Below are 15,308 nucleotides of genomic sequence, written 5' to 3'. Positions count from 1 at the left end.
CGCCAGTGTCATCGATACCCCAGCCAGCGGTTTAAAAGACCGGCCCGGCGACGAAAAACCGACAAATCCTCGGTGCTCAATTCCTGCCGCCAGCGCTCGTCCAGACGCACCTGAGCGAGGGCGTCGCGATCGAGCCGCGCCGGGTTGCCGCTGACATTATGCTTCACCGCACCGGCGTTCTCGAACGCCTCGCCGGCAAGCGATTCAGGCTCGCCGATGAAGGTGCAGATTGCCTGCAACGTCACCAGCGGAGACGAGGCCAGATCCTCGTACTTCAGGGTCAGCCTGTCCTGCCCGGATACGGTGAACAGCATGGCCGTCCGGTACAACAGCCGCCGCCGCCATTCGTTGGCGTAGTGAGCCACGCTGCGCGGTATCCGGCGCTGATAAGAGGAAACGATAGCCCGACCGTCACGAACCATATGAATAACATACAAAGGCTGCCGCTGGCCCAGAGCCCGGCGAGTCAGATAGAGCGCCTTCATACGCAGCGGCGACTTGGAAGAGTCGACAATAATCCGTGCCCCGCTCACCGACTGAAGAGCACGGAATAAATGCCAGCTGTTATCGGTGGCGCGCAGAGCCGCGCTGACCGGTGCATAACGCCGGAACAGACCCAGCAGGCGCGAAGAACCCAGCAGCAATAATAACGGCAGCAGGAAACCCACATAGAATCGCTTGCCATGGTCACCCAGGTGCACCGGGAAACGCGCCCAGAACGAGCGGCGTGTCAGCGTCTCTTCGCCGGCGTTACTGCGCAGCCGGTCACAACAGGACCCCCAAAGCTCACACTCGGTAATCGGCGCGCCGCAGGTGCAGACCTTATCCGGATCATCCGATACCGCCCACTGGGCGATACGTTCCACCTCGCCGGTAGAGACGGCCCCGGGCATATTGCCGATCAGGGTATCCAGCAGCGTGGTCCCGGAATGCCCGTGGGCGACAATATAGATAATCTTGGCGTTGCTTGAGGACTCCGACATGCCTAACGATGCTCCCGCGTGTTAAAGCCCGGCAGGGTCCAGATGCCGAGCCTGCGCCATACAAAGTAAACCGCCGCCAGATTCTGGGCCACCAGAGCCGCCGCCAGCGCCAGAGCCGCGCCCAATGCGCCCAGCCAGGGTATCAGTATCAGGAACAGGCTCAGGCTGAGCAGCGCGCAAATCAGACTGATATTACGCATCAGCACCTCATGGCCGGTCATATTGAGAACAAAACCCACGGATCCGCAGGCCACATTGACCAGCTGGGCCACGGCGATCACCCGCAACAGCGGCACGGCGCCTTCGAAGCCGTCGCCAAGCAGGGCCAGAGCGGCGGCGGGAAACAGTAGCAGCACCAACAACAAAGGCGCCGCCATCAGAATGCCCAGCAACGCACCCTGCCGAGCCAGGCGCGCCAGCCGCTCCGGGCGCCCCTGGTGGTAGCTCTCGGCGAACAACGGCGGGAAAATCGCGTTAATCCCAACCAATACGAAACTCACCGCGGACGCGAGCTGCTGCGCCGCCTTGAACAGCCCGAGCTCGGCACTGGCCAGCAGCCAGCCGGCCAGCATAATGCCGACCACCGACTGAAGCAGCACCGCCAGGTTGGTGAAAAAGAACGCCTGCGAGGTGGCGAAGAATACACGCGGCGTCTCAAGCCTCCCGGCCGCCGCCGGGCCAGCGGCCAGTGAGCCGTGCCAACGCCGCAACGGCCAGGCCGCCAAGGCCAGCACAAGCCATGAGGAAAGAGCATAGGCCCAACCCAGCGTGGCCAGCTCGCCCTCCGGATGCAGCCCGCGCAGCAAGAACAAGAACGGCACCACGCCGAGAGCGATACCGCCGTTCTCTAACAGAGACGCGGCAGCCGGTCGGCGCAGCCCTTTGAAAAAGCCGGATAAAACAAACGCCAGAGTGAAGGCCGGCGTAGCCAGGGCGACACCGGCGAGTGCCGAAGCCAGCCCCGGCGCCTGGAAGAGATCTTCCAGCGGTTCCCGGAAGGCCCACAGAAGCCCGCCACCGAGCACACTGGCCAACAAGGCGGTCAACAACGCCCGGCGCAGATAGATCCGGTTGTTCGGGTCGCCGGGCTCACGTCCGACGTAGCGCATCAGGGTGCCGCCCATCCCGTACCGGGCCAGGGTGCCGACGCCCAGGATCAGGCTCTGTGCCAGGGCCAGCACCCCGACCCCGGCCGGGCCGTACAGACGCCCCGCCACCACGATCAGCAACAGGCTGCCGGATACGGCCAGCCCCCGGGCCAGGAAGGTCCGCACCAGGGTGCCGCGCAACCGGCCCGCTTTCATAACGCGCCTTTGTGCCAGTCGCCCACCACCGCCGGCCAGGTGTAGTGCGCCATGGCCACGTCCCTGGACCCGGCGGCACGCTCGCGCGCCAGCGGGTAATCCACGGCCAGTTCATGGATCGCCTCGACCAACCCGGATTGATCGCCCGCCGGATAAAACCAAACGCCGTGCAGCCGGCCGGCCTGCCGGCTCATCGACCCGGAGCACACGATCGGCAAAGCCAGCGCCGCATACTCGAACAGCTTCACCGGACTGGTGGCGCGGGCGGCATCGGACGCCGAGGAGTGCACCACCAGAATGGGGTTCTCAATGTCGGACAACGCCCGCACCAGCGACCCCCGGTCAAAAGCACCATGGGCGAACACCGAAGGATAAGACGACGGCGCCTGATCAACACCGAACAACCTCAGCCCGCTGATCACGCCTCTTTCCGTTAGTTCAGAGGCGGCCTGGTACAACAGCTCCCAATCGTAATACGGCTGCTCCTTACCGAAGTAAACCAGCCAGGGCGGCACCCGGGGGTCGCAAAGCGGTTCGAAATCAATCAGCTGATCCGGATCAAACCCGTTGGGCATCACATAGGTGCGCCGGCACGGCCGCGCGAGGGTTTTGATACGATCCATCGACACTTCGGAGACGGTGATTATGTTGAACAGACGGGTCGTGAGCCACACCGCCAAACGCACCCCCAGCCGCACCGGGGCCTTGTTGGAATCAATACCCGTCAAAGCGTTCACTTCGACCCAGACGTTGCGGTTGATCAACAGCACGGGCCAGAACAGAAACGGAATCACCGGACGCCAGCGCACCACCATCAGCCGGTGGGAGAATAACAACCGTAGCGTTTCGAGCATCAACCTCGGCCACCACAACATGCCGCGCCGGCAAGAGCGCAAGGCGACGCCCTCAGGTGTCGCCACATAGTCCGCAGCGCCCGGCCCGGAAAGCAGCGTGATCCGGCTACCGTGAGCGGCCGCGCCGGCGACGAAACCGCAAGCATGGCTGACCCGACCACAACGGCCTTCAACAAAGAAAGCCGGCGTGGTCAGGACGTAGAGAATATCCCCTTTCATTGAAACCCCTTCTCAGGTCGTCCAAAGCCCACAAGCGTCCACCACTGCTTTATTGTGTAAATGTGCAGTGGTTAGCGCACGGAACGAGCGGTGCGCCACCAGGGCGACCACGATGTCGGCGTGCGCCAGAGCATTGTCGGCACTACAGAGTCGAGCCCCGTGGCCGGAGAGAAGATCCGGCAGTGCATGAATGTTCGGCTCCACCGCCAGCAACGGCCCGGGGTGTTCCGCCGCCACCCGGGTGGCGATATCCAGCGCCGGGCTTTCGCGCAGGTCGTCGATGTCCGGCTTGAACGCCAGGCCGAAGCAGGCGATGGTCACGTCGCCGGCGCGCTTGTCCGGGTTCGCCTGCAGAAACTCGCCCACCGCCGTTTTGATTTTTTCCACCACCCAGTCCGGCTTGCCGCTGTTCACCTCCCGGGCGGCGCGGATCAGCCGCGCCAGCTCCGGCGTCTCGCTGACGATGAACCAGGGGTCCACGGCGATGCAGTGGCCGCCCACGCCCGGGCCCGGCTGCAGAATGTTGACACGCGGATGGCGGTTGGCCAGCGCGATCAATTCCCAAACGTTGATGTCCAGCCGCTCGGCGATAATCGACAGCTCGTTGGCGAAGGCGATGTTGACGTCACGGAAGGCGTTCTCGGTGAGCTTGGCCATCTCGGCGGTGCGCGCCGTGGTGGTCAGGCAGTCGCCGCGCACAAAGGTGCGGTACAGCTCGGCGGCGGCCTCGGCGCAGGCCGGCGTCATGCCGCCGATGATGCGGTCGTTCTCGATCAGCTCGTGCATGATGCGCCCGGGCAGCACCCGCTCGGGACAGTGCGCCACGCGGATGTCGGCGCCCTCCCCCGCGTCCTGGGGAAAGCTCAGATCCGGGCGGGCTTCCGCCAGCCAGGCGGCCATCGCTTCGGTGGCGCCCACCGGCGAGGTGGATTCCAGAATCACCAGGTTGCCCTGGCGCAGCACCGGCGCCACCGAACGGGCCGCCGCGCGGATAAAGCTCAGGTCCGGTTCCGGCACCGCGTCCGGGTCCGCCTGCCGCTTGAACGGCGTCGGCACCGCGATCAAAAACGCGTCCGCCGGCTCCGGTTCGGTGGTGGCGTGCAGGTAGCCCTCTTTCACCGCCGCGTGCACGGCGATATCCAGCTCCGGCTCGACAATATGGATTTCGCCCCGGTTGATGGTGTCCACCGCGTTCTGGTTCACGTCCACGCCGATCACTTTCTTGCGGCGGCCGGCGAAGACCGCGGCGGTGGGCAGGCCGATATAGCCCAGGCCGACGACGCATACGGTATCGAAGGTCATAACCAATGCATTCCTTGTTGAGTTCTTAGCTGCTGTGCCGCCTCGATGGTCGCCCGTGAAACCTCGAACAGTTGATCGGCGGGAATCGGGCTTTCGGCGCCCTCCTGCAGGGCTTTGAGAAACGCCGCCGCGCAAGCGCGCTGGCCCTTATCCTGACGCCACAAGCGATGCCGTTTGAAGCCCGGCCAACCGAAACCTCGGAGGGTGCGGAAGTTATCCAGTTGCAGAGTGCCGCCGGCGGCGAACACGTCCACTCTTTCCTTGGGAAAGCGGGAGGAGCCGTTGGCCAGATAATGCACCGTGCCCAGCGAGCCGTCGGCGAAGCCGAGTGTCACCGTGGCGTTATCCTCGGTGCCGTCACCGTTGGCGGTCGGTCCCATGCCCCTGGCCTGCACCGAGACAATCTCGGCGCCGGCAAGGTAACGCATCAGATCGATGAAGTGGCAGGCCTCACCGAGGATGCGGCCGCCGCCGACGTCCTGATCGCGAGTCCAGTGATCGCCCGGCAACGCCCCGGCGTTAACGGTGATGATAAAGGACTTCGGATCGGCCACCGCATCGAGCAACACGCGCAGCGTCTGGACCTGCGGCGCGAACCGCCGGTTGAACCCCACCATCAGATGGCAAGGCCGGCCCTGATCCAGGTTGTGGCGCCAGTGCGCCTCCACCTGATCCAGCTGCTCGCCGGTTAACGCCAGCGGCTTTTCAACGAAGACATGCTTACCCGCATCAAGCGCCCTGCATACGAAGTCGGCGTGGCTGTTATGCCGGGTCGCCACCGCGACCGCGGTGGTCTGCGGGTCCGCCAGCAGCGCTTCCACATCCGTGGTCGCCTCGGCGAAGCCCGCTTTCGCGCCGTGGATGACACCGTTGATACCGCCGGACGTCGCGATGCTGGAAAACTGCGCGCCGGCGGCCTTGAAAGCAGGAATCAGAATACGTGAGGCGTAATTTCCAGCGCCGATGAAACCGACCACCGGCCTGGCAGGGTCAAACCGCCCGGGCGCGCGCAACGCCACCCGGCTACCGGCGCTCTCGGCCCCGGTGTCGTACTGCAAAAGAATACCCAGCGCCTCGCGGCTACCGGTAAGCGTCCGATACGCTTCCGGGGTCTGGTCGAACGGAAAGCGGTGACTGATCAGCGGCGCGACGTCGAGACGGCCATCGGCCATCATGTCCAGCACCGCCTCAAAATTACGCTGCTCGGTCCAACGCACCAGGCCATAGGGGTAGTCGTTGCCCTGTTCCTCATAGCTCGGGTCGTAACGGCCCGGGCCGTAGGAGCAGGACACCTGAAAAGAGAGTTCCTTCTCGTAGAAATCCGCGCGGTCCAGCTGCAGGCCGGTCACGCCCACCAGCACGATGCGGCCACGGGTACGGCTCATCCGGGCCGCCTGGCGCACCGGATCATTGGAGGACGTGGACGCGGTAATGATAACGCCATCCACCCCCTTGCCCCGGCTCAGACGCAGCCCGGCCGCCACCGGATCCTCACCGTTAGCGGGGTTGCACACCGCCGCGCCGAACCGCTCCGCCAGCACCAGCTTGGCGGGGTCCGGGTCAATCGCCAGCACTCGGCAACCGTGGGCGCGCAACAGCTGAATAGTGAGCAAACCAATCAGGCCGGCGCCGGTCACCACGAAGGCCTCACCGAGGTCCGGGCGTGCCAGCCGTATACCCTGGAGACCGATACTGGCCACCACCGTGAACGCGGCGGCCTCATCGCTGACCGCATCAGGAACAGGGGCACAGAGGTTCCGGCCTACCCGCACCACATCCGCATGGGGTCCGTTGGAGGCCACCCGGTCCCCCGGCTTGAGATCGGTCACCCCGGCGCCGACGGCGGCCACGACACCCACATTGCAATAGCCCAGCGGCAGTGGCTCGGCGAGCTTGGAGCGCACCGCGTCCACCGTGGCCGCCAGGCCGTCGGTGGCCACTTTCTCCAGCACCATCTTCACTTTTTCCGGCTGTTGCCGGGCCTTATCCAGATAAGAGGCGTTACCGAAGTCCACCAGCATGCGTTCCGTGCCGGCGGAGATCAGTGATTGCGTGCTGTTGATCAGCACCGTGCCGGGCGTCACCAGCGGCGCCGGCGCCTCGGTGATCACGGTCGAGCCGTCGGACAGACTTTGCAGAACCTGCTTCATGGGCGATGATCCCGTCCCTGTGATACCAATTCCCGCATGGCTTCATGCAGTGAAGACGCCTCGTCGGTGCAGGCAAACACCGACGACGGCAGAGCGCGCATATTTTCCTGCCAGCGGCGCAGAACCGCCGGGCTGACTTCCTTGAAGCGTGTCACGACCTGATCGGACTCCACCGCGTCCAGCGTCAGGCCGATATCATACTCGGCCACCCACTTACCGTCGTTACTGCCCTGCCGCGTGACCAGCGGACGACTGAAGGCACAGGCTTCATAGAACCGATTGGTACGGGCCCACCGCAGGTTCCAGTCATCGGCGGCGATCGGGGCGTAGCTGGCCCAGATCATATCGACGTCACCATAGAGCGCCGGCAGATCCCGTGGCGAACAGTAAGGCCCCTGAACGGTCACGTTGGCGCGCCGATCCAGGTCTTCCAGCAACGCCGCCGGCAGCAGGCTGAAGCCGGCTACTTTTATGCGCAGCCGATCAGGGTAAGCGTCCGCCAGCGCGGCCAGGGCACGCACCGACCATTCGCAACGCAGCACCCCGAAATACCCGATCACCAGCGTATCGCCATCGGCCAGCGGCTTCGGCGCTGTCGCCGTAACCGGAAAATCGATTTTATTCTCGATGACCCGGTGATTGAGGTGCAGCCCCAGCCAGTCCCGGTAGTAGCGGCGGCAAAAGTCCTCGGCCGTGAACACCACCAAGTCGGCGCGGCGCACCAGCCATTTATCCAGCCCGCGAAACAGGCGGCCCTTCAATCCACCCGCCGTCTGGACAGCGCGGATATCACCGATTTCCAACACCAACGGCTTGTTCAAAAACAGCGAAGCCAGCCACCCCAGCAGCAGCATGTCCAGCCCGAAGGCATAGACCACATCCGTGTCTTTAATCCGCCGGCGAATGACGCCGATGGACCGCAAAAAAACACGCAGCCGGAACAAATAGCGGCCATGGGGAATACGGCCCAGCACTTCCAACGCACAGTCGGGCGGGCGTCCCTTGTGGTAAGGCCGGTCAAACGCCAGGCAGCGCACCTCGGCGCCCTGCTCCCGCATCATCGCGATCCGCTTGGCGAAACGCGGCTGCCCCACCACCGGCAGCAACCCCAAAACATTCATAAGGTACTAATTCCTAGTCGCGGGGGTGGAAAGCAAAGCGCCGAGTTTGCGAACCTTATCCAAGAAAAACGGCGCCTTCCATAGGGCAAGGCCATGACGTTCCACTGCCGACAGAAAAGGGGCGACGTCGTCCGCCGCCTGTCGCCAGTTGATGGCGTTCACGGCTTCCGTCAGTGCCGCGTCCAACCAGGCCGCATCGACCACCGGATCCGCCCCCTGCCATGGACCGGTCTGTCGCAGCGCGGCCTGCAGGTGGCTCAAATTCGGCGCCACACCTTGCTTGATATACCAATTGAAGTCGAACCAGTCCCGCCCCTTCAGGTAGTCCCGGCAAAGCAGGGCGTGGATTTTCAACGCGAAGTTACTGGCCAGGTCCTGGCTGCGCACCTCGAAATCGAGAGGGAAATCCAGGTAATGGGATTCAAAACCACTGCCTGCCGGGGGCCGGGTATCGATTTCCAGTTTAACCCGTAGCTTTCTTCCGGAATCGGTTTGCATGAAAGAGAGGTCCAGCTGTCGACCGATGGAGTCGTCCTTGAGCATCGCCTGCTGAACGGCGCGGTCCATCTTTCCCCGGTCGGAAAGCTCCGCTCGGACACCAAACTCAAGCAAAACCTCTTGAAGCTCATCACAATACGGCTGCCACTGGAAATCCTTGTCGGGCTCGATAAGAATAAAATCCAGATCCTCCGAAAAGCGCGGCAAACCATGCAGTATTCGCAGACTGCTGCCACCCTGGAACGCCGCCACTTCATAGAAATTCGCCCGCCATAAGCCATACAGCGCGACTTCCTGAAGAATCTCCTTTAGGGCGTGCTCCTCCTGAAGAGCATCCGTGCACGCGTAGCGCTCCAGGCGCTGACGCAACAGATCAATCATCGGCCAAATCCTTTTGTAGAGCGTCGATCAAACGCTGCATGCGGCGATGTTTATACACCGCCCGCAATGCGTCCATTTCTGAAACGTCCACCGACTTCCAGGCCTGCTCATCAATGCGCAGGCCCTGAAGAAGGGCGGTTTCTCCCGGCCACTCTTCCTTACGCAAGCAGAGCAAATCCAGTAACGCGCGCAACGGCCTGGCCACTAGTGCCGGATGGCCGGACAAGACAGAGCGTTCAACACCGCGCAAAAAACCGCCAGGATTCAACGCCAACGGATAGAAACGGAACTCTCCAACCCCGGTGACAGTAACCAAATCCCGGCGCCGCCCCGGCGTGACCGCCTGAACCAAAGGCGTTGATTCAGGAATCCAGCCGTGATGCGACAGCGCGGCCTCGAACGACACATAGGCCCCCGGATGAAGAGACTGAACAATCACGAAAGGGTGCGGCCGGTAGCCCGACACCACCGGGGACAACAAATAGCGCCCACGACGCAGCCGCCACAGTTCCTGGGCGTGCAATGCGCGGTTCACCAGGTTGTAGCGCCGTTGATCGGTACCCCGAAGCAAGCGGGCCAGCTGCTTCTCGGTCAGCACCTGCTCCGTCAGTCCTTGATCGATCAGAGTCCGGGTCAATGTCTCCATAAAATGTAGGATACTTTCATTTTTTGAAAGTATCCAACACTAATTGCCGGCCAGGTAGTCGGCGATACGCTGGGAGGCCCGGCCGTCGCCGTAGGGGTTGTGGGCGCGGCTCATGGCGTCCCACGCGGCCTGATCGGTAAGCAGGCGGAGGGCTTCATCATGGATGGCGTCGGCGCCGGTGCCCACCAGCTTCACCGTGCCGGCGTCCACCGCGTCCGGGCGTTCGGTGGTGTCGCGCATCACCAGCACCGGCTTGCCCAGCGACGGCGCCTCTTCCTGGATGCCGCCGGAGTCGGTGAGGATCAGCGTGGCGTTGCTCATCAGCCAGACGAACGGCAGGTAGTCCTGGGGCTCGATCAGGTGCACGTTGGGCCGGCCGCTGAGCAGCCGGTTCACCGGCTCCTGCACGTTCGGGTTGAGGTGCACCGGGTAGACGAAGTCGGTGCCCGGGTGCGCCTCGGCAAGCCGCGACACCGCCTGGCAGATGCGCTCGAATCCGCCGCCGAAGCTCTCCCGGCGGTGGCCGGTGATCAGCACCATGGGCCGTTCCAGACCGTAGGGGAAGCGCCCCGCCAGCTCATCGCGCAACGCGGCGTCGCCGTCGATGCGCTCCCGCACCCACAGCAATGCGTCGATCACGGTGTTGCCGGTGGTGAGAATGCGGGCTTCGTCCACGCCCTCGGCCAGCAAGGCGTCGCGGGCGCTGGCGGTGGGCGCGAAGTGGGCGGCGGCGAGCACCCCGGTGAGCTTGCGGTTGGCCTCTTCCGGCCAGGGGGAAAGCAGGTTGCCGGTGCGCAGCCCCGCTTCCACATGGCCCACCGGCACCTTCTCGTAGAAGGCGGCCAGCGAGGCCGCCAGCGTGGTGGTGGTGTCGCCGTGCACCAGGATCATATCCGGCTTCTCGGCGCGGATCACGTCGCGCAGGCCGAGCAGAATGCGGGTGGTGATGTCGTAGAGATCCTGGCCCGGCGCCATGATATCCAGATCGTGGTCCGGCGTGATCTCGAACAGCGCCAGCACCTGATCCAGCATCTCGCGGTGCTGGGCGGTCACGCACACCCGGCTGTCGAAGCGGGGGTCGGCGCCCAGGGCTTTCACCACTGGCGCCATTTTGATGGCCTCCGGGCGGGTGCCGAAGACACTGAGAATCCGCTTTCCGCTCAACACTGTCTGCTCACAAAAACGCCTTTTCGCCAGTCATTTGGGGCCACGCGCCCGAAAGCCGGCTATTTTCTCATTAATCGCGGTGTAATTGTAGGCGCGGGACTCGCCCCTACCTTCAGGACCGGGCCAGGTCGAGCGCCTGTTCAGCCAGGTCCGGATAAGCGGCACGGCTGGCCGCATACTCGTCGAGAGCATTAAGTGTCCTGATCGCGGCCGAAAGTTCGATGAGCGCGTCCGCGCTTTCGGCCATTTCCGGTTCGAATTTGCCGTTGTGTCTCATCCACTTGATAACCTCATCGAGGTGCCATAACGGTGTTGAACCGGATACCCGTGCGGAAGGAAAGCGGGTTTTGATCCTACGCACATCGCCGGTCGCGTATTTCCTCATCGCCTGACGACTGACTTTCGAGAGACGTTCAGACAGTAATGCTGAAAGCTCGGAAAGATTCAGCAAGTCAGGTCCGACACAGACCAGCCGTCCATTGGGAATCGCACGCTCCACATCGTCAATCGCGGAACGTAGCGCCGCCAGCGGGCCCTGAGCTTGCCGGGTAAAATCGAGCGCCGTATGGCCGGCAACAGCGACCCCGACAAGCGCGTCATCGCAACCGGCTTCGAACAGGGCATCAAGCCAAGCTTCCGGATCAGGTTCGCTTTCCGGGAGCTGGTAGTACAACTGAAATACGTATTCATTCATCGTCCAAATCTCCCACGTATCGCAGGCCGAATTCGCAGTTATCGACCCATCGCCTGATGCTTTTGGCGTGCCCCTCTTCATTTCGAGGTGTCGACCAAATGCTGTTGCGGCAGAAACGCCCACATCGACAAGCCGGGTCGTTGTTCGGGCATTGCAGAATGCCCCAGGCATGGGCGCTTTTCCCTGAGGCCTTCACCTGCCAACCGTGCTTTTCCGCGTACTGAATCGCCCGCTCGATAATTGCTTTCGGGTGTTTTTTCCGTGCCATTGCATGTCCTTGGAAGCGTCCCATAGAAGTTTATTGTTGTCAAATGACAACAGTTTTTTGGCGGGTACGAAAGACTGACTATGGCAAAGCCGTGCCGTCCGGTCTGTCGGTCAGGGGCGATTGTGAATGTAGGAGATTGCCGGGAGCTTCGCTCCCTTTCGCGGGCGGGGCCCGCTCCCACCAGAACCGCCACAAAGCAAAAGTGTTGACAGAGCTTTCACGGTTGGGGAACACTGCCGGTTACTACGTACGAACATTCGTTCGTACCCACAAAACAGAATAACAAGGGAGAGCAACCATGCACGTTTTGATCGTGGGCGCCGGCATCGCCGGCCTGACCGCCGCCATCGCGCTTCGCCACAAGGGCATCGACGCGACCATCATTGAGCAGGCCCCGCAGCTTTCCGAGATCGGCGCCGGCATCCAGATCGCCAGCAACGGCTCGGTGGTGCTGCGCGAGCTCGGCCTGGAGCAGGCCGTGGCGGCCAAGTCGGTGATCCCGAAGTCGTTCGACATGCGTGATATCCGCAACGGCAAGCTGCTGTACGTGTCGCCGCTGGGCGAGGAAGGCGCGCAGCGCTGGGGCGCGCCGCTGTACAACATCCACCGCGCCGACCTGATCGAGATTCTCGCCGACGCCCTGCCCTCCGAGTCGGTGCGGCTCGGGGTGCACTGCACCGGCTTCACCCAGGATGACAAGGGCGTCACCGTGCATGTGGAAGACGGCGACGACCTGCACGGCCATGTGCTGATCGCCGCCGACGGCATCCACTCGGTGATCCGCAAGCAGTTGTTCGGCGAGGACGACGTGCACTTCTCCAACATCCTGATGTGGCGGGCGCTGATTCCCGCCGAGAAGCTGGAAGGCATCGATCTGGATGAGCGCGGCAACTACTGGTTCGGCCCCGGCCGCACCCTGATCACCTACTGGATCCGCCCCAAGAACCTGTACAGCATTCTCGCCTCGGTGCCCTCCGGCGAGGTGCACCGCGAGTCCTGGACCGAGAGCGGCGACATCGACGAGCTGCGCGCCTCCTTCGCCGACCTGGAGCCGCGCGCCCAGGCGATGATGGATCAGATCGACACCGCGTTCCTCACCGGCATGTTCTACCGCGACCCCATCGACCGCTGGACCGACCGCCGCGTGACGCTGATGGGCGACGCCGCCCACCCGATGGTGCCGTTCCTGGCCCAGGGCGCCTGCCAGGGCATCGAGGACGCCTGGGTGCTGGCGACCATGCTGGAGCACTACGGCGAAGACAATCTGGAAACCGCGCTGGAAGAGTACGAGCAGCGCCGCCGCCCGCGCACCACCCGGGTTCAGTCCGGCGCCCGCGCCATGGTCAAGCTGGTGCACGAGTCCGAGCCGGAGCGCATCAAGGCGCGCAACGGGCGCTGGAAAGGCATGCAGCACATCGACCCGATGACCGAGGCCACCTGGGCGTTCGTCTGGGATTACAACGTGCTGGAAGAGGTGAAGCGTCCGGCCGGTGAAGTGCAGGGCCTGTCCGCCACCCGCGAAGACAAAAAGATGGAACGCCCCGAAAGCCAGCGCGCTTTCGATATGTGGAAGTCCGCGTTCACCGCCGAGGACGTGGCGCGCGGCCACGACGGCATGCGCGAAGGCTACGACCGCTTCCTGACCACCCACTTCCCGGCCCCGGACGACCTGTCCGTGGAGAACGCCGAGCTGGGCGGCGTGGAAGCGCTGCGCGTGCGCGCCGCCGGCGCCACCGCCGCCGACAACCGCACCACCGTGCTGCACTTCCACGGCGGCGGCTACATGCTCGGCTCCGCCAAGGGGTCGGTGGAATACGCCGGCCGGTTGGCCAAGGCGGTGGGCGGCGACTGCGTTACCGTGGACTACCGGCTGGCCCCGGAAAACCCCTACCCGGCGGCGCTCGACGACGCGGTGGACGCCTACCGCGGGTTGGTCAACAGCGGCGTGGCCCCGTCGCGGATTCTGCTTAGCGGCGAGTCCTCCGGCTCCGGCCTGGCGCTGGCCCTGGCGCTCACCCTGAAGATGGCCGGTGACAAACAGCCCGCCGGCATCATCGCCATCTGCCCGTTCGCCGATCTCACCCTGTCCGGCGCCAGCATCAAGGAGTTCGCCGGCCAGGACCCGGCGGCCAACCGCGACACCCTGGCGTTCATGGCGGCCTCCTACTTCCAGGAGCACGAGCCCCGCGACCCGCTGGTGTCACCGCTGTTCGGCGACCTCAAGGGCCTGCCGCCGCTGTTCCTGTCCGCGGTGGAGGGCGAGTCCCTTTACAGCGACAGCAGCCGCCTGCTGGAACGCGCCCGGGAAGCGGACGTGGACGTGACCATGGTGCCGGTGAAGGACTCGGTGCACGTCTACACCCTGTTCCCGTTCCTGCCGGAGACCACTGAGACCCTCAATGAAATCAGCCGCTGGGCGCGCCGCGTCACCGGCTGAACCAAACGATCAGAACCACAACAACAAAACGAGGACGCATCATGCATAAGCCAATAACAACCAGCCTCTTCGCCATCGCCCTGCTCGCCAGCGGGGTGGCCGGCGCCGCCGACGGTGCCAAACCAAACGCCAAGGGCATCTCCGGCGACACCGTGAAAATCGGCGTGCTGGCGGACATGTCCGGCATCTTCTCCGACCTGAGCGGCGAAGGCGCCGTCACCGCCGCGCGCATGGCGGCGGACGACTTCGTCGCCGAGCAGAAACCCGGCTTCAAGGTGGAGGTGGTCACCGCCGACCACCAGAACAAAACCGACGTGGCCGCCAGCCGCGCCCGCGAGTGGTACGACACCGAAGGCGTGGACATGATCACCGACGTGATCAACTCCGCGGTGGCCCTGGCGGTGTCCGAAGTGACCCGCGACAAGGACCGCGTGCTGATGGTCACCGGCGCCGGCTCCACCACCATCAACAACGAGCAGTGCTCGCCCAACACCATCCTCTACGCCTGGGACACCTACTCCCTGGCCAACAGCCTGGGCCGCACCATCACCGAACAGGGCCACGACAGCTGGTACTTCGTGACGGTGGACTACGCGCTCGGCAAATCCATCGAATACGACGCCACCAAGGCGGTGGAAAACGCCGGCGGTGAAGTGCTCGGCTCCCTGCACCACCCCATGGGCGCCTCCGACTTCGCCTCCTTCATGCTGCAGGCGCAGAGCTCCGGCGCCGACGTGATCGGCATCGCCAACGCCGGCGGCGACCTGCACAACGCAGTGCGCGTGGCCAACGAGTTCGGCATCAACCAGTCGCAGAAAATCGTCGGCCTGGCCGCCAGCATGACCGACGTGCACGCACTGGGCCTGGAAGTCACCCAGGGCATGCTGCTGGTGGAAGGGTTCTACTGGGATCAGGACGACGCGGCACGCGAGTGGAGCAAACGCTTCAAGGAAAAGACCGGCAAGATACCCAACATGCTCAACGCCGCCACCTACTCGGCGGTCACCAACTACCTGAGCGCCGCCCAGGAGCTGGGCACCGACGACGCCGACGCGGTGCTGGCCCACTTGCACGAGCAGGAGATCAACGACCTGTTCGCCAAGAACGGCCGCATCCGCCCGGACGGCCAGATGGTCCACGACGTCTATCTCTACGAAGTGAAAAGCCCGAAAGAGTCCGACGGCGAGTGGGACTACTACAAGCTGCGCGAAACCGTGCCGGCGGAAAAAGCCTACCAGCCGCTCTCCGAGTCACGCTGCCCTCTGGTGACCGGTTAAAAAGGGG

13 protein-coding genes are annotated in these 15,308 nt (G+C 64.0%); 2 read left to right on the top strand and 11 right to left on the bottom strand.

Going from position 1 to position 15,308, the window contains the following annotated elements:
* Positions 1 to 8: 8 nt before the first annotated feature.
* The 11 genes from ISO4_RS07200 to ISO4_RS07150 form a co-directional block, all read right to left on the bottom strand.
* On the bottom strand, positions 9 to 983 hold the full coding sequence (locus tag ISO4_RS07200) for a sulfotransferase (protein ID WP_194855702.1): 975 nt from the start codon (positions 981 to 983) through the stop codon (positions 9 to 11).
* Positions 984 to 985: 2 nt separating this feature from the next.
* The gene (locus ISO4_RS07195) at positions 986 to 2,287 is read right to left on the bottom strand and encodes a lipopolysaccharide biosynthesis protein (RefSeq protein ID WP_194855701.1); all 1,302 of its coding nucleotides are present in this window, start codon (positions 2,285 to 2,287) and stop codon (positions 986 to 988) included.
* On the bottom strand, positions 2,284 to 3,360 hold the full coding sequence (locus ISO4_RS07190) for a glycosyltransferase family protein (RefSeq protein WP_194855700.1): 1,077 nt from the start codon (positions 3,358 to 3,360) through the stop codon (positions 2,284 to 2,286). The genes ISO4_RS07195 and ISO4_RS07190 overlap by 4 nt, the downstream gene beginning before the upstream one ends.
* A gap of 12 nt (positions 3,361 to 3,372) precedes the next feature.
* Positions 3,373 to 4,662, bottom strand: a complete 1,290-nt coding sequence (gene wecC, locus ISO4_RS07185; RefSeq protein WP_194855699.1) for a UDP-N-acetyl-D-mannosamine dehydrogenase — start codon at positions 4,660 to 4,662, stop codon at positions 3,373 to 3,375.
* Positions 4,659 to 6,812: a bi-domain-containing oxidoreductase gene (locus ISO4_RS07180; protein ID WP_194855698.1), complete on the bottom strand. Its 2,154-nt coding sequence runs from the start codon at positions 6,810 to 6,812 to the stop codon at positions 4,659 to 4,661. Before ISO4_RS07180 ends, wecC begins: the two co-directional genes overlap by 4 nt.
* Entirely contained in the window at positions 6,809 to 7,933 is a 1,125-nt protein-coding gene (locus ISO4_RS07175; protein ID WP_194855697.1) for a glycosyltransferase, read from the bottom strand. The genes ISO4_RS07180 and ISO4_RS07175 overlap by 4 nt, the downstream gene beginning before the upstream one ends.
* Positions 7,934 to 7,939: 6 nt before the next feature.
* A complete protein-coding gene (locus ISO4_RS07170) occupies positions 7,940 to 8,812 on the bottom strand; it encodes a nucleotidyl transferase AbiEii/AbiGii toxin family protein (RefSeq protein ID WP_194855696.1) in 873 nt (290 codons plus the stop codon).
* Positions 8,805 to 9,458 (bottom strand): type IV toxin-antitoxin system AbiEi family antitoxin domain-containing protein, encoded by a 654-nt coding sequence (locus ISO4_RS07165; RefSeq protein ID WP_194855695.1) that lies wholly within the window; start codon positions 9,456 to 9,458, stop codon positions 8,805 to 8,807. The genes ISO4_RS07170 and ISO4_RS07165 overlap by 8 nt, the downstream gene beginning before the upstream one ends.
* 39 nt (positions 9,459 to 9,497) lie before the next feature.
* Positions 9,498 to 10,625, bottom strand: coding sequence for a non-hydrolyzing UDP-N-acetylglucosamine 2-epimerase (gene wecB, locus ISO4_RS07160; RefSeq protein WP_194855694.1), 1,128 nt, complete (start codon positions 10,623 to 10,625; stop codon positions 9,498 to 9,500).
* Positions 10,626 to 10,737: 112 nt separating this feature from the next.
* The gene (locus ISO4_RS07155) at positions 10,738 to 11,319 is read right to left on the bottom strand and encodes a DNA-binding protein (RefSeq protein WP_194855693.1); all 582 of its coding nucleotides are present in this window, start codon (positions 11,317 to 11,319) and stop codon (positions 10,738 to 10,740) included.
* A complete protein-coding gene (locus ISO4_RS07150; RefSeq protein ID WP_194855692.1) occupies positions 11,312 to 11,587 on the bottom strand; it encodes a hypothetical protein in 276 nt (91 codons plus the stop codon). The genes ISO4_RS07155 and ISO4_RS07150 overlap by 8 nt, the downstream gene beginning before the upstream one ends.
* Before the next feature lie 298 nt (positions 11,588 to 11,885).
* Here ISO4_RS07150 and ISO4_RS07145 point away from each other — a divergent pair, with 298 nt between their 5' ends.
* Positions 11,886 to 14,024, top strand: coding sequence for an alpha/beta hydrolase fold domain-containing protein (locus ISO4_RS07145; protein ID WP_194855691.1), 2,139 nt, complete (start codon positions 11,886 to 11,888; stop codon positions 14,022 to 14,024).
* Positions 14,025 to 14,065: 41 nt separating this feature from the next.
* Positions 14,066 to 15,301, top strand: coding sequence for an ABC transporter substrate-binding protein (locus ISO4_RS07140; RefSeq protein WP_194855690.1), 1,236 nt, complete (start codon positions 14,066 to 14,068; stop codon positions 15,299 to 15,301).
* Positions 15,302 to 15,308 lie beyond the last annotated feature (7 nt).

It is taken from the genome of Alloalcanivorax venustensis ISO4 (assembly GCF_015356855.1).
In the GTDB taxonomy this organism is placed as follows: Bacteria; Pseudomonadota; Gammaproteobacteria; order Pseudomonadales; family Alcanivoracaceae; genus Alloalcanivorax; species Alloalcanivorax venustensis.
The sequence above is the reverse complement of the archived record's forward strand: the minus strand, read 5'-3'. Positions and strand labels throughout refer to the sequence as shown.

Bases quoted from the DNA above. Each gene is read 5' to 3' on its own strand.
- ISO4_RS07170 (WP_194855696.1), bottom strand. From the start codon at position 8,812: ATGATTGATCTGTTGCGTCAGCGCCTGGAGCGCTACGCGTGCACGGAT.
- ISO4_RS07175 (WP_194855697.1), bottom strand. From the start codon at position 7,933: ATGAATGTTTTGGGGTTGCTGCCGGTGGTGGGGCAGCCGCGTTTCGCC.
- ISO4_RS07180 (WP_194855698.1), bottom strand. From the start codon at position 6,812: ATGAAGCAGGTTCTGCAAAGTCTGTCCGACGGCTCGACCGTGATCACC.
- ISO4_RS07200 (WP_194855702.1), bottom strand. From the start codon at position 983: ATGTCGGAGTCCTCAAGCAACGCCAAGATTATCTATATTGTCGCCCAC.
- ISO4_RS07150 (WP_194855692.1), bottom strand. From the start codon at position 11,587: ATGGCACGGAAAAAACACCCGAAAGCAATTATCGAGCGGGCGATTCAG.
- wecC (WP_194855699.1), bottom strand. From the start codon at position 4,662: ATGACCTTCGATACCGTATGCGTCGTCGGCCTGGGCTATATCGGCCTG.
- ISO4_RS07195 (WP_194855701.1), bottom strand. From the start codon at position 2,287: ATGAAAGCGGGCCGGTTGCGCGGCACCCTGGTGCGGACCTTCCTGGCC.
- ISO4_RS07190 (WP_194855700.1), bottom strand. From the start codon at position 3,360: ATGAAAGGGGATATTCTCTACGTCCTGACCACGCCGGCTTTCTTTGTT.
- ISO4_RS07165 (WP_194855695.1), bottom strand. From the start codon at position 9,458: ATGGAGACATTGACCCGGACTCTGATCGATCAAGGACTGACGGAGCAG.
- ISO4_RS07140 (WP_194855690.1), top strand. From the start codon at position 14,066: ATGCATAAGCCAATAACAACCAGCCTCTTCGCCATCGCCCTGCTCGCC.
- ISO4_RS07145 (WP_194855691.1), top strand. From the start codon at position 11,886: ATGCACGTTTTGATCGTGGGCGCCGGCATCGCCGGCCTGACCGCCGCC.
- ISO4_RS07155 (WP_194855693.1), bottom strand. From the start codon at position 11,319: ATGAATGAATACGTATTTCAGTTGTACTACCAGCTCCCGGAAAGCGAA.